General features: G+C 40.3%; 18 protein-coding genes and 2 tRNA genes. 16 read left to right on the forward strand and 4 right to left on the reverse strand.

All coding sequences use genetic code 11. From position 1 onward, the window contains the following. Positions 1-397 precede the first annotated feature (397 nt). The 3 genes from B9T28_RS12705 (at position 398) to B9T28_RS12715 (ending at position 5,258) form a co-directional block, all read left to right on the forward strand. Positions 398-1,885: a TolC family protein gene (locus B9T28_RS12705; protein WP_252053641.1), complete on the forward strand. Its 1,488-nt coding sequence runs from the start codon at positions 398-400 to the stop codon at positions 1,883-1,885. Continuing rightward, positions 1,882-4,014 (forward strand): type I secretion system permease/ATPase, encoded by a 2,133-nt coding sequence (locus tag B9T28_RS12710; RefSeq protein ID WP_086204362.1) that lies wholly within the window; start codon positions 1,882-1,884, stop codon positions 4,012-4,014. The genes B9T28_RS12705 and B9T28_RS12710 overlap by 4 nt, the downstream gene beginning before the upstream one ends. 92 nt (positions 4,015-4,106) lie before the next feature. After that, positions 4,107-5,258 carry an HlyD family type I secretion periplasmic adaptor subunit gene (locus B9T28_RS12715; protein ID WP_086204421.1) on the forward strand — a complete coding sequence of 384 codons (1,152 nt, stop codon included), beginning with the start codon at positions 4,107-4,109 and terminating at the stop codon, positions 5,256-5,258. A gap of 121 nt (positions 5,259-5,379) precedes the next feature. Here the strand turns inward: B9T28_RS12715 and B9T28_RS12720 are convergent, their stop codons facing one another. Beyond that, positions 5,380-6,261: a LysR family transcriptional regulator gene (locus B9T28_RS12720; RefSeq protein WP_086204363.1), complete on the reverse strand. Its 882-nt coding sequence runs from the start codon at positions 6,259-6,261 to the stop codon at positions 5,380-5,382. Between the two features lie 168 nt (positions 6,262-6,429). Here B9T28_RS12720 and B9T28_RS12725 point away from each other — a divergent pair, with 168 nt between their 5' ends. The 7 genes from B9T28_RS12725 (at position 6,430) to B9T28_RS12755 (ending at position 15,048) form a co-directional block, all read left to right on the forward strand. After that, positions 6,430-7,947, forward strand: coding sequence for a CoA-acylating methylmalonate-semialdehyde dehydrogenase (locus tag B9T28_RS12725; protein ID WP_086204364.1), 1,518 nt, complete (start codon positions 6,430-6,432; stop codon positions 7,945-7,947). 10 nt (positions 7,948-7,957) lie between these two features. Continuing rightward, complete coding sequence (mmsB, locus tag B9T28_RS12730) at positions 7,958-8,848, forward strand: 3-hydroxyisobutyrate dehydrogenase (protein ID WP_086204365.1); 891 nt, start codon at positions 7,958-7,960, stop codon at positions 8,846-8,848. An 85-nt stretch (positions 8,849-8,933) separates the two neighbouring features. After that, positions 8,934-10,589 (forward strand): AMP-binding protein, encoded by a 1,656-nt coding sequence (locus B9T28_RS12735; RefSeq protein ID WP_086204366.1) that lies wholly within the window; start codon positions 8,934-8,936, stop codon positions 10,587-10,589. 21 nt (positions 10,590-10,610) lie between these two features. Next, positions 10,611-11,738 (forward strand): acyl-CoA dehydrogenase family protein, encoded by a 1,128-nt coding sequence (locus B9T28_RS12740; RefSeq protein ID WP_086204367.1) that lies wholly within the window; start codon positions 10,611-10,613, stop codon positions 11,736-11,738. Between the two features lie 21 nt (positions 11,739-11,759). Then, positions 11,760-12,533, forward strand: coding sequence for an enoyl-CoA hydratase (locus B9T28_RS12745; protein ID WP_086204368.1), 774 nt, complete (start codon positions 11,760-11,762; stop codon positions 12,531-12,533). A gap of 10 nt (positions 12,534-12,543) precedes the next feature. Beyond that, positions 12,544-13,578 carry an enoyl-CoA hydratase/isomerase family protein gene (locus tag B9T28_RS12750; protein WP_086204369.1) on the forward strand — a complete coding sequence of 345 codons (1,035 nt, stop codon included), beginning with the start codon at positions 12,544-12,546 and terminating at the stop codon, positions 13,576-13,578. 120 nt (positions 13,579-13,698) lie between these two features. After that, positions 13,699-15,048: an MFS transporter gene (locus B9T28_RS12755; protein WP_086204370.1), complete on the forward strand. Its 1,350-nt coding sequence runs from the start codon at positions 13,699-13,701 to the stop codon at positions 15,046-15,048. Between the two features lie 60 nt (positions 15,049-15,108). On the opposite strand, the gene B9T28_RS12760 is transcribed toward B9T28_RS12755, so the two are convergent. After that, a tRNA-Gly gene (locus B9T28_RS12760) sits at positions 15,109-15,184 on the reverse strand. 43 nt (positions 15,185-15,227) lie between these two features. Beyond that, positions 15,228-15,303: transfer RNA gene (locus B9T28_RS12765), tRNA-Gly, on the reverse strand. A 239-nt stretch (positions 15,304-15,542) separates the two neighbouring features. Between B9T28_RS12765 and B9T28_RS12770 the strand changes: the two genes are divergently transcribed. The 5 genes from B9T28_RS12770 to B9T28_RS12790 all read left to right on the forward strand — a co-directional run bounded on the left by B9T28_RS12770 (position 15,543) and on the right by B9T28_RS12790 (position 18,377). Beyond that, entirely contained in the window at positions 15,543-15,851 is a 309-nt protein-coding gene (locus tag B9T28_RS12770) for a BolA family protein (protein WP_086204371.1), read from the forward strand. 12 nt (positions 15,852-15,863) lie between these two features. Continuing rightward, complete coding sequence (locus B9T28_RS12775) at positions 15,864-16,256, forward strand: SirB2 family protein (RefSeq protein ID WP_086204372.1); 393 nt, start codon at positions 15,864-15,866, stop codon at positions 16,254-16,256. 80 nt (positions 16,257-16,336) lie between these two features. Next, positions 16,337-17,173, forward strand: coding sequence for a ParA family protein (locus B9T28_RS12780; protein ID WP_086204373.1), 837 nt, complete (start codon positions 16,337-16,339; stop codon positions 17,171-17,173). A 14-nt stretch (positions 17,174-17,187) separates the two neighbouring features. Then, entirely contained in the window at positions 17,188-17,577 is a 390-nt protein-coding gene (locus B9T28_RS12785) for a hypothetical protein (protein ID WP_086204374.1), read from the forward strand. Between the two features lie 209 nt (positions 17,578-17,786). Beyond that, positions 17,787-18,377 (forward strand): LysE family translocator, encoded by a 591-nt coding sequence (locus B9T28_RS12790; protein ID WP_086204375.1) that lies wholly within the window; start codon positions 17,787-17,789, stop codon positions 18,375-18,377. A gap of 32 nt (positions 18,378-18,409) precedes the next feature. On the opposite strand, the gene B9T28_RS12795 is transcribed toward B9T28_RS12790, so the two are convergent. After that, a complete protein-coding gene (locus B9T28_RS12795) occupies positions 18,410-19,042 on the reverse strand; it encodes a DedA family protein (protein ID WP_086204376.1) in 633 nt (210 codons plus the stop codon). A gap of 194 nt (positions 19,043-19,236) precedes the next feature. Between B9T28_RS12795 and B9T28_RS12800 the strand changes: the two genes are divergently transcribed. After that, on the forward strand, positions 19,237-19,653 hold the full coding sequence (locus B9T28_RS12800; RefSeq protein WP_086204377.1) for a DoxX family protein: 417 nt from the start codon (positions 19,237-19,239) through the stop codon (positions 19,651-19,653). The last annotated feature ends 139 nt before the right edge of the window (positions 19,654-19,792 follow it).

Genomic DNA, 19,792 nt, shown 5'->3' on the forward strand with positions numbered 1-19,792 from the left:
GAAGGATAATGCTGCACTAAACCCAACTTTTAGGATGATTTTTTAAACCAACGGTGGGGCATTGGTATTGGTGTGGTCATGGGCATTTTGTCTGTGAAAAAAAGGGTACTTTGCTGTACTGTTGAATTATTTAAATTTGTGTTTAGCTACAGGTAGCTCTAGTGTAGAATAAAATTGTATAGGGTGATGTTATTTGTATATAAGTAAAAATATGACTTTCTTTAATTTAAAAAAAGTGTGAAAAGAGCAATATTCTTGATTGAGAATTATTGAAAATAAATCGAATGCTGAGAAGAAATTAAAAGCTATTTCTAGGTACAAGTTACGAATGTGTGAAACTAAAAATCCCTCTATTTCTTTAAAAAATTTAAGTACCTTTCTTGGTCTAACAGTATGTATGCATACATCTATATATGCACAAGATCTGGGGTATTTAAACAATATTAAGAACAGTGTTCAGAGTTTAATTAAGCCGCAAGATGACCAAAGCTATAAAACGGCTCAAATGCAACAATTGACCAACTTTCAATTTAAACCCGATGCAGAATTGAATGAACTGCCAGTGATTGAATCATCTATTATTGGTCGAAAAGCACCATTCAATAATTTATATACAGAAGGTCTTGCAAAGTCTGTAAATGATCCGCGCAATAATAGACAATTTAGTATTGATAATGCGGTACAAATTGCGGTGAAACGTAATCCAGCCATTGCAGAATCAATTGCAACTTTAGCCTCACAAAATGCCAATATTGATGTTGCCAAAGCTGGATATTATCCTCAATTACAGGCTGGAATGAATACTGGTGACTTTACTGCAAGTGATAAAGGGCGCCAAGTGTATAGTATCCAAGCAAATCAACGCTTGTATGATTTTGGCAAGGTTGAATCCAGCGTTAATACACAACAAAATAAACTGGCCGTCGAGCAAGCCAACGTACTGGGTAGTATTGATGAGATTGCAGCCCAAACAGCACGGACCATTTTAAGAGTACTCAGATACCAAGCTACAGTTAAAATTGCGCAAGATCAGGTGACTGGAGTGAGTCGCTTATATGAAATTGCGAGACTCAGAGCCAATGCGGGTATTAGTAGTAATGCTGATCCAGTGCAAGCCCAAAGTTATGTAGAATATTCAAAATCTTATTTAATTTCGCAGCAGAATTTTCTGAGCCAAGAACAGCAAAAATTAAAAACCTTATTGGGTTTTGAGGTCGACCGAGTTCATTTTACTATTCCAGATGAGTTGGTGAGTAAATCTGGACTCTATGACACTCCTACGATGAATACCATCCCTGCAATGATTGCGGCTCAAGCAGAGATTGAAGTTGCAAAAAGTCAGAAAAAACAAACTGAATTAAGTCGCTATCCAACCATTTCGTTGGTCGGTTCGGTTAATAAAGCATTGAATGGGAAAAACCCCAATACGGGGATCGAAAATGATTCGGATAGTTCGATTTCCATTTCAATGAGTAGTAATTTTTATCAGGGTGGGGCAGTAGGTTCTCAGGTGAAAGCAGCGGGCTTTGCTGAACAAGCTGCACGTTCAAAACTGAATGCGATTTATCTAAATATTTTAGATTCAACTCGTACAGCACGTGAAAACATTGAAAATATGAATAAACAGATTTCTGTTTTACAGGATCGCGAGAGTTCCACGGCGAAAACGCGTGAATTATATGAAGAACAATACAAACTCGGAAAACGCTCTATTTTAGACTTGCTCAGCTCAGCACAGTCGTTTCATAGTTCTAGAGCAGAAAGAGAGTCTGCTCGATATGATATTTATGACACGGTTGCTGTGTATATTCATGTTACAGGCAAGAGTAGAGACGTTTATCATTTAAATAATACAAAAATTCAAGGGTTTGAAATTCAGCCATGAATAAAACACTAAATTATCAACCATGGCTACAGGCCATATTCACGGTTGCACAACATTATCGTCTTCAACCCTCGGAAGAACAGATTCGGCTGCAACTGGATTGGAATAAATATCAGAATGTGGATGATCTGCTGCTCATCATTACCCGTCAGGTTGGACTCAATGTGCGTAAAGGTGATTTTACCACCGATGCCTTAAATCCATGGCGATTGCCCGTGGTGATTGAGTTTAATGATGGGCAAATTGCAGTTATTGAAAAAGTGGATAACCAAGGCAATGCCAGTTTGCAACTCAGTGGAGATCAAGGGCTTTCACAAACCTTTAGTTTGCAAGAGCTGCAATCCAATGCTAAGCAAATTTATATTTTTAGACCAGAAACTTCCGTTCCAGATGCGCGTGTAGATGAATATATAAAGCCTTATGAAAAGAGCTGGTTCTGGGACATTGTCTTAAAAGACTGGAAGCGTTATACCGATATTATGGTGGCATCAATGATTGCCAATATTTTGGCACTCGCGACGATTATCTTTTCAATGCAGGTCTATGACCGAGTTGTTCCATCACAATCTGTTCCAACATTGTGGGTGCTTGCTGGTGGTGTACTCATCGCCGCCATCTTTGAATTTACCTTAAGAATTGCACGGGTTTATTTGTCGGATATTATTGGCAAACGTGCAGATTTGAAAATTTCAGATCGTGTCTTTGGACATGCATTACGCATTCGCAATAAAGATCGATCAAAATCGACTGGTTCTTTTATTTCACAAATTCGTGAATTAGAAGGGGTGCGTGAACTGGTCACCTCAACCACGATTAGTGCTGTTGCAGATTTACCTTTTTTCTTTTTATTCCTAGTGATTTTTTGGTTGATTGGCGGAAACATTTTTTGGGTGATGGTGCTGGTTGTACCGTTAATGCTCATCCCAAGTTTATTGGCCCAGAAAAAACTTGCGCAATTGGCCAAAGAAGGAATGCGCGAATCTTCAATTCGAAATGCCATTCTTGTCGAGGCCGTGCAAGGAATTGAAGATATTAAATTACTAAGAGCCGAAGCGCGGTTTCAAAATCAGTGGAACCATATGAATGAGGTCTCTGCTGATATTAGTATGCGTCAAAGAAAGATTACCGGATGGCTCAATGCTTGGACACAAAAAATTCAGGGATTAACCTATGCGATTGTGGTGTTGGTGGGCTGCTTTGCAGTTATGAAGGGTGACATGACTACGGGTGCTTTGGTCGCATGTTCGATTTTATCTTCACGGATGCTTGGGCCAATTTCACAAATTACTGGCGTATTAGGACGTTGGCAACAGGCTAAAGTGGCCAAAGAAGGCTTAGATGAGCTGATGAAAAAGCCAGTTGATCGTCCTGATCGTGCCCAATTGATTCATCGTAAAGTCATCGTAGGTGACTATGACTTTAAAGGGGTGATGTTCAAATATGGTGAAGATGATCCACGACCAACCTTAATGATTCCACAGTTGAAAATCCGTGCTGGTGAAAAGGTGGCTATTTTAGGTCGCAATGGAGCAGGAAAGTCGACCTTATTACAATTACTTTCAGGGATGCAAATGCCCGTTCAAGGTAGTATTAGTTTAGATGGAATTGATCAATCTTTAATTGACCCTGATGATATTCGTCGTGATATGTCTTTGTTGAATCAAAATGCACATTTATTTTTCGGCACAATTCGTGAAAATTTAACGCTAGGTGCGCCTTTAGCTTCAGACCAAGAAATTATTCGTGCTTTAACCATTACCAATGCTCTGGAAATTGTCGAGCAAAAGAAAGAAGGTCTGGATTATTTGGTGCTTGAAGGTGGGGTTGGTTTTTCTGGCGGGCAAAGACAAGCTTTATTGCTGACTCGGCTGTTATTGCGTAACCCGAATATCGTGTTATTAGATGAACCGACCGCATCGATTGATGATGTCTCTGAAAAATTATTGATTCAGCATTTAAAGGAATGGTTAGGCCATCGAACTTTAGTGGTGGCGACGCATCGCCCTGCTGTTTTACAACTGGTCGACCGAATTATTGTGATTCATGATGGCAAAATTGTGAAAGATGGCCCTCGTGATGCCATCTTAAACCTTGGAAATCAACCGAGCGTTGGGGGAGTTCCAGCATGAGCCAAGAACAACAATTACCTGAAGTGCAAAAGCCGCCGCTTAAAAGTGAAGTAGCTCCCGATATTTTGCAGCGCCCAACCAATCCTTCGGCAATGCATTTTTCGGAACCCCCGTTACCTAAATCTACTTTTGTGATTTGGATTGTGGCGATTGGATTATTGGCCTTTATTTTGTGGGCATGTTTTTTCAAGCTTGAAGAGGTCTCGACAGGTACAGGTAAAGTCATTCCTTCTTCAAAAGAGCAAACGATTCAGTCTTTAGATGGTGGTGTACTCACCAGCTTAGAAGTGAAAGAGGGAGATATTGTTCAAAAAGGACAAATTCTCGCTCAGATAGACCCTACACGGTTTGAATCACAAGTCGGAGAAAGCCAAACTAAACTGCTTGCCACACAGGCGACGGCTGCACGTTTGGAAGCAGAAGTAAATGGGACAGCATTAATTTTCCCGAAAGCAGTTTTAAGTCTGACCAACTTAGTCCGTGAAGAAACAGCGCTATATACTTCACGTCGCTCAAATTTGGATGAATCCATTACTGGTTTGAAACATGCTTTAGAATTGGTTCAAAATGAACTGCAAATGACGCAGCCCTTAGTTGCTAAGGGGGCAGCATCAGAAGTAGAAGTTTTACGGCTTAAACGTGAAATTAATAATTTTGAGAATCAAATCAATGATAAGCGTAATGATTATTATGTGAAATCTCGTGAAGAATTAGCCAAAGCAAATTCTGATATTCAGTCCTTACAACAGGTGGTAGCAGGCCGTACTGATGTTGTTAAAAGATCGACCTTTAAGGCACCTGTGCGTGGCGTAGTGAAAGAAATTGCGGTGACGACCATTGGTGGTGTTGTTCCTCAAAATGGGAAACTCATGACCATTGTCCCGATTGATGAACAATTACTCATTGAAGCCCGTATTTCGCCACGAGATATTGCCTTTATTCACCCAGGCCAAGCTGCCTTGGTTAAAATAACAGCATATGATTATTCGATCTTTGGTGGCTTAGATGGAAAGGTGACCGTGATTTCACCAGATACCATTCGTGATGAAGTGAAACAAGACCAATTCTACTATCGGGTTTATATTCGTACTGATAAAGATAAATTGGTGAATAAGGCTGGAAAATCTTTTTCAATTACTCCAGGTATGGTCGCGACGGTGGATATCCGAACCGGTCAAAAAACCATCATTGAATATTTACTTAAACCCTTTAATAAGGCGCAAGAAGCATTGCGTGAGCGTTAGTCACTTATTTTGAAAGTGTGTCATTAAAGCCAATCAGAAGATTGGCTTTTTTATTTGGAGATGAAGTTGAGTGAAATTTGGCATCGACTATTGTGAAGGTGATTTTATGATTTCTAATGGATTAATCCATCAAGACACTCTGTTGGATATCGGCTCGTTTACGCAAGAAATCCCAGACCAATTTGATTCTAGGTTCATGTTGTAAATCGACTAAGGTCAGCATCCAGAAAGTGTGAATAAAACGAACCTGCTGAGTTAATACTTGTTTCAGTTCTGGTTTACTCTCGGCAATAAACATGGGCAAAATAGCCAGCCCAGCACCAGCACTGACCGCAATTTGTTGCGCTAAAATACTGCTACTGCGGAAATTCGCCGCTAATTGTAAAGGTAGGCGTTCTAAGCAATATAATTCGGGGCTATAGACCAAATCATCAATATAATTTACAAAGCGATGTTGAGTTAAATCCTCTAAACAGTGAATGGGGGGATTTTTTGCCAAATAGTCGGTACTGCCATAAATTTTTAAACAGTAATCTGAAAGACGGGTAATGATGTAAGGGCCAGACTTGGGACGATCAATCGATATGACGATATCGGCTTCGCGATGCGATAGCTTAATCATTTTCGGTACAGGGATGAGGTCGATTGTTAATAAGGGATATTGTTTCGAAAATTCAGCCAGTAAATGTGCTAAAAATACCGTACCAAAACCTTCTGGTGCGCCAATCCGAACACGGCCCTGTAAGGATTGATGCGGTTTTTCAATTTGTAAAAATGCATATTCCATTTGCTCAACCCGAGGGACTAAAGCCATTCCTTCGAGGGTTAATTCATAACCCGTAGCTTCACGTTTGAATAACTGTGTGCCTAAAGCCAGTTCTAACGCTTGAATACGCCGTGCAACGGTACTATGTTCGACGCCAATTAAGCGCGCAGCATTGGTCAGTGTTTTGGCACGTGCTAAAACTAAAAAAAAATGTAAATGATCCCAATCCGCTTTCATCTTATTTTTCACTTCCTGTGCAATTTTGCACAGTCATCGTGCATCAATTTGCATTGGTGGTCAAAGTTTTCTTTGGTAGGCTGATCCCACAACAGAATAATGATCATACGTTTTCAGTCCGTATTTTCGCCCAGTCAGCACAATAAAAAATATCCCCATGGAGAGGTTATGAACTCGATTCAGAAAATACAATTAACAACTGCTAAATTGCTCATCAATGGTGAATTTATTGAGTCAGAGACTCAGGAATGGCAGGACATCGTTAATCCAGCGACTCAGGAAGTTATCGGAACTGTACCATTTGCAACGCGTGAGGAAGTCAACGCTGCGATTGCTGCAGCACAGAATGCATTTGCAAGCTGGAAACAAACGCCGATTCAAGCACGTATGCGGATTATGCTTAAACTGCAAGATTTAATTCGTACCCATGCCAAAAGCATTGCACAAGTACTGACTGCTGAACAAGGAAAAACTTTGGCCGATGCTGAAGGGGATATCCAACGTGGTTTGGAAGTGGTTGAACATGCTTGTTCCATTGGAACTTTACAAATGGGCGAGTATCTTGAAGGTGTCGCGCGTGGTGTTGATACTTATACCTTACAGCAACCATTAGGCGTATGTGCGGGGATTACACCGTTTAACTTTCCTGCCATGATTCCACTGTGGATGTTCCCGATGGCGATCGTCTGTGGCAATACCTTTGTTTTAAAACCATCAGAACAAGATCCACTGTCAACCATGATGCTAGTTGAACTAGCCATTGAAGCAGGTGTTCCAGCAGGCGTGTTAAATGTGGTACATGGTGGGAAAGAAGTTGTAGACATGCTGTGTACCCATTCGGATATCAAGGCCATTTCGTTTGTCGGTTCTACCGCAGTCGGGACACATGTTTATAATTTGGCAGGGCAACATGGTAAACGTGTTCAATCGATGATGGGCGCAAAAAATCATGTGGTGGTGATGCCTGATGCCAATAAAGAGCAAACTTTAAATGCCCTTGTTGGTGCAGCATTTGGTGCAGCAGGGCAACGCTGCATGGCACTTTCTGTCGCAGTGATGGTGGGTGAGAGTCAGCATTGGATTAGCGAATTGGTCAACAAAGCTAAAACTTTGAGTGTGAATGCTGGACATGAACCGAATACGGATATTGGCCCCGTGATTTCTCCACGCGCTAAAGCTCGCGTCATTGATTTAATTAATAGTGGTGTTGAACAAGGTGCTGAGTTACTTCTAGATGGTCGTGATATTCAGGTTCAAGGCTATGAGCAAGGCAACTTTGTCGGTGCGACAATTTTTAATCACGTTACGACCGACATGCGCATTTATCAAGAAGAAGTTTTTGGTCCAGTACTCGCCATTATCTGTGTAGATACTTTGGAAGAAGCAATCACGTTGGTCAATGCCAATCCATTTGGCAATGGGGTTGGATTGTTTACTCAAAATGGTGCAACAGCCCGAACGTTCCAACAGCTGATCAATATTGGTCAAGTGGGTATTAACATTCCAATTCCAGTGCCTGTGCCTTTCTTTAGTTTTACCGGTTCTAGAGGCTCTAAATTGGGTGATTTAGGCCCATATGGTAAACAGGCTGTGCAATTTTATACACAGACTAAAACCATTACTAGTCGTTGGTTTGAAGACGATCAAGAAACGGGTGCTGTAAATACGACGATCAGTTTGCGCTAAGGAGGCAAGTATGAAGATTGCCTTTATTGGTTTAGGAAACATGGGCGGTTGCATGGCACAAAATCTGCTTAAAGCAGGGCAACAGGTCTGGGGTTATGACTTAAGTGAAGTTGCATTACAACATTTCACAGAAGGTGGAGGCATTGTTTGTAGTACTCCTCAAGCAGCAGCCCAAGAAGCAGATATCGTTATTACCATGTTGCCAGCAGCAAAGCATGTCCGAGATGTTTATCTCGGAGAGGACGGGGTCTTGGCCACGCTCAAAGCAGGCAGCTTATGTATTGATTGCAGTACGATTGATCCCCAAACCATTAAAGATATTGCAGAAGCAGGTGAGGCAAAACAGATTGTGGTATGTGATGCACCTGTTTCTGGCGGCACCATTGGTGCACAAGCGGGTACTTTGACCTTTATGGTGGGGGCATCTGAGCAAACGTATGAGGCTACCAAGCCGGTATTGAGTTTGATGGGTAAAAATGTAGTGCATTGTGGTGCAGTGGGTACTGGGCAAGTGGCTAAAATTTGTAATAACTTGATCTTGGGTATTTCTATGACTGCTGTAGCTGAAGGCATGGCACTGGGGGTGAAACTTGGCATTGATCCACATGCTTTAGCTGGCGTGATTAATAGTTCGAGTGGTCGTTGTTGGAGTTCAGAGGTCTGTAATCCTTGGCCAGATATTTGTGCCAATGCACCAGCTTCTCGAGATTATCAGGATGGTTTTGCTACTCAGCTGATGTTGAAAGATTTAGGGCTTGCTATTGAAGCCGCAGGTCAGGTGAAACAACCGGTTTTACTGGGTGGCTTGGTCCAACAACTCTATCAACAACTGTGTTTACAAGGTCATGCAAACTTGGATTTCTCCAGTATTATCCAGCAATATTTACCTGCTCAGAAATAATGGTATTGCCATTGGATGGCTTTTTTACTGAATAAATTAACCCACGTGTCATGAATAACAACAGATCCAGACTGAGGTTAACCCGATGTTGAAATATCAAGAAGCAGTATCTGCATTTGATTTACATAATGCGGCGAATAATTTGTTGTCAGGTTCTTTAGATGCACTTAATGCTTGTTATGAGTGCTGTGACCGCTATGCAGATTCAGCACAAGTGGCTTTGTATTGGCAATCCAAAGATGGTCGAAAAGCCCAGTATACGTTTAATGAACTAAAACAACGCTCAAGCCAATTTGCCAACTTTTTAAAAGCTCAAGGTGTTGGGAAAGGTGATCGCATTTCTGGGTTACTGCCGCGGACACCTGAGTTGATCATTACGATTTTAGCGGCTTGGCGTATAGGTGCGGTTTACCAACCTTTATTTACCGCATTTGGTCCAAAAGCCATTGAACATCGTGTGGTACTTGCCAAGAGTAAATTGGTGGTAACGGACATGGGTAATCGTAGTAAGTTAAATGAAGTTGCGGATTGTCCAGCGATTGTTACGGTGCTAGGAGCACTTGATTGCTTACCTCAAAGTGACTTTAATTTCTGGGCTGAAGTCGAGCAGCAATCGGTAGATTGTGAACTAGCAATGCTGAAGAGCGATGAGCCTTTTCTATTGATGTTTACATCAGGAACAACGGGTCCAGCGAAACCTTTACAAGTCCCTTTAAAAGCACTGGTTGCATTTGGGCATTATATGCAAGATGCCGTGGGTTTAACGCCTGATGATGCTTTTTGGAATATTGCTGATCCAGGTTGGGCCTATGGTTTGTATTACGGTATTGTTGGGCCATTGTTGTTAGGACATGCGACATTGCTTTATGACGGTGGCTTTAGCATTGAGAGTTTATGTCAGATTGTTGAAGAGTATCAAATTACCAATTTGGCTGGTGCTCCAACGGCTTATCGGATGATGATGGCGGCGGATCCTGAAAAAATTGCGCCGTTACGCGGACAATTCCGTAAGGTCAGCAGTGCGGGTGAGCCTTTAAACCCAGAAGTAATCCGCTGGTTTAAACAGGTGTTGGATGCGCCAATATTTGATCATTATGGACAAACTGAAGTTGGGATGGTGGTGTGTAATCATCATGGTCTCGAGCATCCAGTCCGTGCTGGCGCAGCCGGTTTTCCAAGTCAAGGCTATCGGATTGTGGTGCTAAATGAACAAGGCCAAGAGTTAGCAGCAGACATACCAGGAATACTGGCGGTGGATATAAGCCAATCACCCATGATGTGGTTCTCGGGCTACCAAGAAAGCCGTAAATCCCCTTTTATTGGACACTACTATTTAACTGGCGATACCGCAGAAATCCATGCTGATGGCAATATGAGTTTTGTCGGACGTAGTGATGATGTGATTACCACTTCGGGTTATCGGATTGGTCCATTTGATGTGGAAAGTGCCTTGTTAGAACATGCAGCTGTGGTTGAAGCCGTTGTGGTGGGTGTACCCGATCCTGAGCGTACAGAAATCGTCAAAGCCTTTGTTATTTTGGTGGATAAAGTAGAACCTACTCTGATATTGGCCGAGGAACTCAGCCAATTTGTGAAAAAGCGTTTGTCTGCACATGCTTATCCACGCGAGGTTGAGTTTGTCTCTGAATTACCAAAAACACCGAGTGGAAAAATTCAACGTTTTTTACTGCGTAATCAGGAAATCACCAAACAACAAAATATAAATACCGCCGCTGGCTAATGCAGGCAAAGGGAAATATGTATGCAATTAACTGAAGAGCAAATTTTAATTCGTGATACGGCGAAAAGCTTTGCACAAGAACAAATTAAACCCTATGCCAGTGAATGGGATAAACATGGAACATTTCCAGCCCATGCTTTACAGAAAATGGGTGAGTTAGGTTTTATGGGGATGCTTGTTCCTGAGCAATGGGGTGGTTCTGAAACAGGAAATTTGGCCTATGTGTTAGCACTTGAAGAAGTCGCCGCTGCCGATGGAGCGACCTCAGCCATTATGAGTGTGCATAATTCGGTAGGTTGTGTACCGATTCTCAAATTTGGAAATGAAGCACAAAAACAACGTTTTCTAGTGCCTTTAGCACAGGGCAAAATGATTGGTGCATTTGCTTTAACGGAACCGCATACAGGGTCGGATGCTGCAGCAATTAAGACCCGTGCAGTCAAAGACGGTGATGACTATATCCTAAATGGTGCAAAACAATTCATTACGTCAGGTCATAACGCGGGCGTTATTATTGTTTTTGCAGTGACCGATCCAAGCGCAGGTAAAAAAGGGATTAGTGCCTTTTTGGTTCCACGTGAAGCGTCGGGTTATGAGGTAATCCGAATTGAAGAAAAACTGGGTTTACATGCCTCTGATACCTGCCAAATTGCTTTGACTGATGTTCGCATTCACAAGAGCTTAATGTTAGGCGAAGAGGGTGAGGGTTTAAAAATTGCCTTAGCAAATTTAGAAGGTGGGCGTATTGGTATTGCAGCACAAGCGGTGGGTTTAGCACGTGCCGCCTTAGAAGAAGCCACACATTATGCAAAAGAACGAATTGCCTTTGGTAAACCTATTTTTGAGCAACAAGCGATTTCATTTCGGCTAGCCAGTATGGCGACTGAAATTGAAGCGGCAAGACAATTGGTGCATTACGCAGCGCGTTTAAAAGAAGCAGGGCAGCCATGTTTGAATGAAGCATCCATGGCGAAATTATTTGCTTCAGAAATGACGGAAAGAGTCTGTTCACAAGCCTTGCAGGTGTTTGGTGGCTACGGCTATTTGAAAGATTTTCCGATTGAACGTATTTATCGAGATGCTCGAATTTGCCAAATTTATGAAGGCACCAGTGACATTCAGCGTTTAGTTATCGCACGTAGTTTATAAGCAATTAATAAGGATTATTTTATGCAATGGGACACCATTTTATTGGAAAAACGTAACGGTGTGGGTTTGATTACTTTAAATCGCCCGAAATCACTAAACGCACTTAATACACAACTGATTCGTGAAATGAATCTGGCGCTTGATCAGTTAGAGCAAGATCCTGAGATTGGCTGCATCGTGTTAACGGGTTCAGAAAAAGCATTTGCCGCAGGTGCGGATATTAAAGAAATGGTGGAGTTAAATTTTCCCAATATTTATTTTGATGATTTCTTCACGCTGGCTGATCGGATTGCACAACGTCGCAAGCCTTTGATTGCCGCGGTCAGCGGTTATGCCTTAGGTGGCGGTTGTGAATTGGCGTTAATGTGTGATTTTATTTATTGCGCAGAAAACGCCAAATTTGCTTTGCCCGAAGTGACTTTAGGTGTATTGCCTGGCATTGGTGGTACACAACGTTTAACGCTAGCCGTGGGTAAGGCTAAAGCGATGGAAATGTGTTTAACCGCACGACAAATGGGTGCGCAGGAAGCGGAACACAGTGGGTTAGTGGCTCGTGTCTTTAGCCAGCAAGAATTACTAGAACAAACGTTACAAGCTGCGGAAAAAATTGCAGAGAAATCACTTACTGCCGTGATGATGATTAAAGAGTCGATTAATCGTGCTTTTGAAGTCAGTCTAGCCGAAGGTCTACGATTTGAACGACGAACATTTCATTCAATTTTTGCTACTTTAGACCAAAAAGAAGGTATGTGGGCATTTATTGAAAAACGCCCAGCCAAATTTACCAATCAATAAGGGGCTGAAAATGAGCAGTGAAAATAATTTAATCAGCAGTAAACAAGGTGCTTTAGGCATTCTGACTTTAGATCGTGCTACACATTTAAATGCTTTATCTTTAGAGATGATTCAGGGGATAACTGCACAGCTTGAACAATGGCGGCATGACCACAATATTCAGGCAATTTTGATTAATTCTAATAGTGCAAAAGCTTTTTGTGCGGGTGGCGATATTCGTTATTTATACGAAAGCTATCAAAATGACTCAACAGATTATCAGGGATATTTTGCCTCAGAATACACCATGCTGACCACGATTCGCCAATTTACGAAGCCTATTATCGTGTTTTTAGACGGTTATGTTTTGGGTGGTGGTTTTGGTTTGGCACAGGCATGTCATATTGTGGTGAGCAGTGAAAAATCACGTTTTGCGATGCCAGAAACAGCGATTGGATTTTTCCCAGATGTTGCGGCGACGCATTTCCTGTCTCGTTTAGATGATATTGGTGTGTATATGGCGCTGACGGGTGAGCAAATCAGCAGTAGCGATGCACTATATTTGGATTTGATTGACTATCATGTTCCAAGTGAACGTTTAGTTGCACTTCAAGAAGCATTGGTTGCCAATGAACATTTGAATCAAGCAGTGATTGAACAAATTGTATTTGGTTTTATTACTCATCCAGTAGAAAGCGAGTTACGACAGCGTGCAGATAGTATTCATCAACACTTCGCTTATGAAAGTCTGGCAGAAATTGAACAAAGTTTGGCGAACGAAACCGATCCACTGGCTCAAGCTTGGGCACATCACTTATTCAAAATTTTGAAACAACGTTCTTTGGTGGCTAAACAGACTAGTCTGAAATTACAGTGGATTGGACGCAGTTTATCGCTTGAACAATGTATGCAGTTAGAGCGTGATCTGCAAGATATTTGGTTTGAGCATGGTGATTTTATTGAGGGTGTACGAGCTTTAATTATTGATAAAGATAAGCAACCGAAATGGCAATCGCATAGTTCAGCCTTGACCGAAATTCTAGATAATTTAACCGCGACTGCCTAAATTTTATCATTATACAAATGAGTGTTGAGACTCAATAAGTTTATAAAAATGAAAACCAAAATAAATTACATACGTCAATGTAGATAAAAAGATGTGACCACTAAAGGAAAAGAGGTACATATGGAACAGCAAAAAGGAATATCTAAAGATACTAAAAAATCATCGCATCGGCTTGCAGGTATCTCTAGTATGGTGGGGACTACGATCGAGTGGTATGACTTTTTTATTTATGGCGCTGCCGCCGCACTAATTTTTAATAAACTTTTCTTCCCTGATTTAGACCCTTTGACTGGGGTCTTAGCAGCCTTTGCAACCTATACCGTGGGCTTTATTGGTCGTCCACTCGGTGGCATTGTTTTTGGCCATTTTGGTGATAAAGTTGGTCGTAAGTCAATGTTACTATTAACTCTAATGTTAATGGGTATACCAACGGTTTTGATTGGACTATTGCCGACGTTTGAAACGATTGGTTATTGGGCCGCTGTTTTCCTCATCATTCTACGCTTTGTACAAGGTATGGCTATGGGGGGAGAGTGGGGCGGTGCTGTATTGATGGCAGTTGAACATGCGCCCGAAGGGAAAAAGGGCTTTTGGGGGAGTTTACCTCAAGCCAGTACAGGTGCAGGTTTGTTGCTCGCTTCGCTGACATTAGGAGCCGTATCATTACTTCCAGAGGCTGCTTTATTGAGCTGGGGATGGCGTTTACCTTTTCTTGCTAGTATTTTGTTATTAGGCGTAGGGATTTATATTCGGGTTAAAGTACCTGAGTCACCTGACTTTGAAAAAGTTAAAGCCAAAGCTGAAGAAGTAAAAATTCCTGCATTACAAGTTTTTAAAAACCATCCTAAACAAGTCATATTAATTATTTTGGCACGTGCTGCTGAAAATGCATGGTTTTATATAGCATCTACTTTTGCACTCGCATATACCACTACTCAATTAGGTTTGCCACGGCAGGAGATTTTATTTGCCACAATCTGTGGTGCTGCGGTGATTATGTTCATGACACCGCTCTGTGGTCACTTGTCAGATAAAGTCGGACAGCGCAATATGTTTATGTTTGGCTTATTTGTGCTGGCATTATATTGTTATCCTTTCTTTAGTATGTTGAGTACCAAAGATCCTGTATTGGTTTGGACTGCAATTGTGGTTGCGATAGGAGTTGTATTTCCAATTATGTATGCCCCACAGGCACAACTATTTGCCAGAGAGTTTCCTGCTGAAATTCGTTATAGTGGAATTTCAATTTCGGTACAATTTGCGGGAATATTGGGTGGTGGTTTAGCCCCAATGATTGCGACAAAACTGCTGAGTATTGGGCATGGAAACCCTTATCTTATTTCCATGTATATTGCGGGTATGGCAATCGTTGCGATTTTTTGTACCTGTTTTATGCAAAAAGATCCGAAGCCGCTTTATCGTCAGGCACCGGTACAGAAAACTAAATTAGAAGGACTTCCAGAGAATTAATTTCAAATGTAAATTAAACATATAAAAAAAGCCTCTATAAAAATAGAGGCTTTTTAAATTTGGAGCGGGAAAAGAGACTCGAACTCTCGACCCCAACCTTGGCAAGGTTATGCTCTACCAACTGAGCTATTCCCGCGGGGTGTACAATTTTTACTACAAAAACTGAACAAAAAAGACTTTGGAGCGGGAAAAGAGACTCGAACTCTCGACCCCAACCTTGGCAAGGTTATGCTCTACCAACTGAGCTATTCCCGCATGCCGCCTATAATACATTATGATTTTTTTCGGTCAACATTTTTTTGCATATGAAAGTGCTAATTGAATAAAATAAAATCACTTTGAAGCAAAAAAGGTATTTTCTTGTTGCAATACACGATGTTTACTCATGAAAATGATAGAAATGACACTCACTTATCTATTGCATGTTTTCATACTGTGCGATACAGATCAGCGTTATACTTAAATGCTATTTTCAGTTTCCTTAAGGATTCAATATGAACCTAGAACAACAACTCACTGAAAGATTAAACACTTTGGCGCCATCACATTTAGAAGTGATCAATGAATCTGCTGGACATGGGGGCTATTTCCCTGGCAAGGAATCACACTTTAAGGTGATTATTGTGAGTGAGGTATTTGCCGGTTTACGTTTGGTTCAACGTCATCAAAAAGTCTATGCTGTTGCAGCAGAATTATTAAGTCCAAGTAAAATTCATGCTTTGGCCATTCATGCTTATCTTCCAAGTGAGTGGCAGGGTGAAGCCCCGACTAGTCCTGAATGTGCTCATGCACCTAAAGTTTAATGGGTGAACAATATGGATACCCATTTATTGATTAAAATTATTCATATGTCGAGTGTTGCGGTTGCCTTAGTAATTTTTGTCGCACGTGCATTGACCTTATTTGTTGGCACGCAAAACAATCAACCCAATCCGAAAGGAAGAATCGCTTTTGTTGCAATACAGCATTTAGCTTTCACGGTTTTGACCATTAGCGGCATTATTTTATTGATCATGAATGATTTTAAAGTTCAGCCTTGGTTTTATGCAAAAATTGTCTTATTTCTAGTTTTGTTGTCATCATTAATTAAAGTGTATAAAAAAGATGACACGATTTTGTTAACCCAACGTCGTGCAGGACTGGTGATTAGTGCTGTTGCATTTATTGCAATTATATCTTTAGTTATGATTAAACCCATTTTTGGTTAATTGTTAGACACATATTTTAGAGCAGATAGTGGTCTGGGTTAAACTACAGGCAATTTTTATAATAAGTGATTGGGGAATTTATGTTAACACGTGTTGTGTTTAACCAAAAAGGTGGGGTTGGTAAATCCAGTATTGCGGTCAATTTGGCTGCGATTAGTGCTCATCAAGGCTTTAAAACCTTGGTGATTGATTTAGATCCTCAAGCCAATTCCAGTCAATATCTGTTAGGCGATGATGCAACATATTCTGCAGATAAGACGGCGCTAGAGCCAAATATTGAGAATTTTTTTGATGATGTTTTAGGAAACAATCAGCAGAAAGGTTTGCTTGGCAATGCCATTGGCTCTATTTTAAAAGCTAAAAGCAAAGGTTTTGACAGTTATATTCATGCATCGCCTTTTAAAAATTTAGATGTGTTACCCGCTAGCCCAACTTTGGGTGGTCTGGAGCATGCATTAGAAGCCAAACATAAAATTTATAAGTTACGAGATTCGATTCAAACGTTGGCAGGGCAGTATGATCGTATTTATATTGATACACCGCCAGCATTTAATTTTTTCACTTTATCCGCATTAATTACCGCGGATCGTGTGTTGATTCCGTTCGATTGCGATGTATTTTCACAACGCGCATTGAAAACGCTCATTGAAAACGTGATTGAAACACAAGATGATCATAATGATCGTTTAGAAATTGAAGGGATTGTGGTGAATCAATTTCAAGCACAGGCTAAATTGCCACGTGAAGTGGTACAGCAACTGAAAGACGAAGGTCTACCTGTTTTACAACAGATGCTGCCACCATCTGTACTAATGAAAGAATCACATCATAAAAATTTGCCCTTAATTCATTTGGCTACAGATCATAAATTGACGCAAGCTTATCAATTATTGTTCAATGAAATTGAAAATAAATAAATTTAGGTTTTGATATGAAAGCATTCAATTTGGGTCTTTTGGCTTTAAGCAGCATACTCTTAACGGCTTGTGCCACTATGGTTAAGCCCTCTTATGTTTCACCGACACAGTATCAAGCGATGAATTGCGCACAAATTAGTGCTGAATTTGATCGAATTCAACAGTACATCAATAATGGTGTGCAGCCTGCAAAAAGAACCGGTGTTGGCGTTGGTTTGGGACTTGGCGGTGGTTGGGGGCGTGGTGGTTGGGGCTTTGGACCTTCAGTATCGGTAAATTTAGGTCAATCTTCGAATACCAAGAATTCTGAATTATCTCAACTTTATGGGCAACAAGAAGCGCTTTCTCAAGCGGCCCAATTTAAAAATTGTCCTTATATTCCGAAACGCCAAGTCGTAAAATAGCTTGCAAAATGTGACAGGTTTCCGATTTTATAAAATTAAACCTGTCATATTATTTACAAAATATTTTAAAAGTAAATTAAATCAAATATTTATCGTAATTAGTTGTTGGTTTTTTGGCACTATTCATGTATGTTTTTATCGTTTAAAACTTGTCAAATTTTACTCTTTTCGTTTAAGGTGTGCGGCACATCAAATGAACAGGGTACTCTATGATTGAAAGTTGGCTATTTATTTTTGCAATGTTTACGGTATTGTTAATTCCGGGTCCAAGCAATGCATTTTTGGCTAGCGCTGCACATCATCAAGGAGTATCAAAGACATTTACTTTAATTCCGGCTGAATTATTGGGTTATGTCTACGGCATCAGTTTATGGGCATTGCTGATTCATTTGAGTATGCCAACTTGGCCAATGTTAATTCATATTTTACATTTTGCCAGTGCGATTTACGTACTTTGGCTGGCATTCCATTTATGGAAAAGTTCACATTTAGAAAATCATAGTAAAAATCATCTACAGATAAAACCACAACAATTATTTTTATCGACCTTAAAAAATCCGAAGGTGATTTTATTTGCAGCTGGTATTTTCCCGATGGAGACTTGGGATTCTTTTGCTAATTATGCATTGGTATTGGGGATTTTCTGTTTATGTTTAATTCCGAGTGCCATTTTTTGGATTTATTTTGGCAGGAAATTACTCGCAGGGGATATCCGAGGTATGACCGCCGATCAATGCTATAAAGGATCGGCGATGTTGTTGATGTTGTGTATGTTACCCGTGATTTTTCGATTTTTTTAAACTGAATGTGTTTATTTAACAACAATATCAGCTTATTTTTTATTGAAAAATTTATGCCGAATATAGCCAATAATCCCCGGAAGAATACTGATAATAATAATACCAAAAATTAAATGGGTAAAATTATCTTTCACAATGGGCATATTGCCAAATAAATAACCTAAAGTAATAAAAGAACCGACCCAACAAATGGCACCAATTGCATTATAAGATAGGAAATATTTGTAATTCATACTGCCTGTACCTGCAACAAAAGGGGCGCAGGTACGTGCAAAAGGAATAAAACGGGCAAAAATAATGGTTTTACCTCCGTGTCTTTCAAAAAATTGTGATGTTTTAATCAAATGTTGTTTATTGATAAAACGTGATTCAATCTCAAAAACACGCGGACCGATATATTTGCCAATATGATAATTCACGGTATCACCCAATACTGCAGCAATAAACAATAAGATGATTAATACCCACGGATCCATTGCACCTGTAGAGGCTGCCAAGGCACCAGCAGCGAAAAGCAAACTGTCACCGGGTAGAAATGGCATGACGACTAGACCTGTTTCTACAAAAATGATGAGGAATAAAATTCCGTAAATCCATACCCCATAATTTTTAATAAATTCAAAGAGGTGTTCATCTACGTGCAGAATAAAATCAAAAAGATCCATAAGGCAAAAACTATGCAAAATTGTGTCCAAATGCTAGCAGTGTGGGAGCGGAAAGTCAGTATTAATAACTAAATAAATACACCTAGGATTGTTTTATATTTGCAACGATAAGTCTAATTTTTATAGCTTTATGTATGATGAAGGAATGATTAATATATAGTCATATTCTTAGTAAATATGAAATAGGTGGCAACCTGTTAAATCTAAATATCGTTGTTAAAAATATATTTAATCAACCTACAGTCGATGCAGTGCTAAGTTTAATTGCGCGGATACTGATGGCTTATATTTTTGTTGTTTCAGGGTGGGGGAAAATTACTGCCTATACCGCCACGGTTAGTTATATGGAAGCAAAAGGTGTTTCGGGTGCTTTATTACCTTTGACCATTTTGGTTGAATTTGGCGGTGGCTTAGCGTTGTTATTTGGCTTACAAGCACGTTTTGCCGCATTGGGATTGGCTATTTTTAGTTTAATTGCAGCTGTTATTTTTCATGATAGTGCAGAAGATGCGATTAGCTTTATGAAAAATATGGCAATGACCGGTGGTCTATTCTTTCTGATGTTACATGGTGCAGGAAAATTTAGTCTTGATCATGTAATTGAAAAATAATGCGTAAGATATTGAACACTAAAAGTACTTTTATCATTCCGAAAAGTGAATATTTCAAGATAAAAAGCACTGTATGTGAAAGATATGCTTAGTGAGATAAAAATGGTAGAATATTGCGCTTATATTCGTTTGCCTGCAT

It is taken from the genome of Acinetobacter silvestris (genome assembly GCF_002135235.1).
GTDB classification, from domain to species: domain Bacteria; phylum Pseudomonadota; class Gammaproteobacteria; order Pseudomonadales; family Moraxellaceae; genus Acinetobacter; species Acinetobacter silvestris.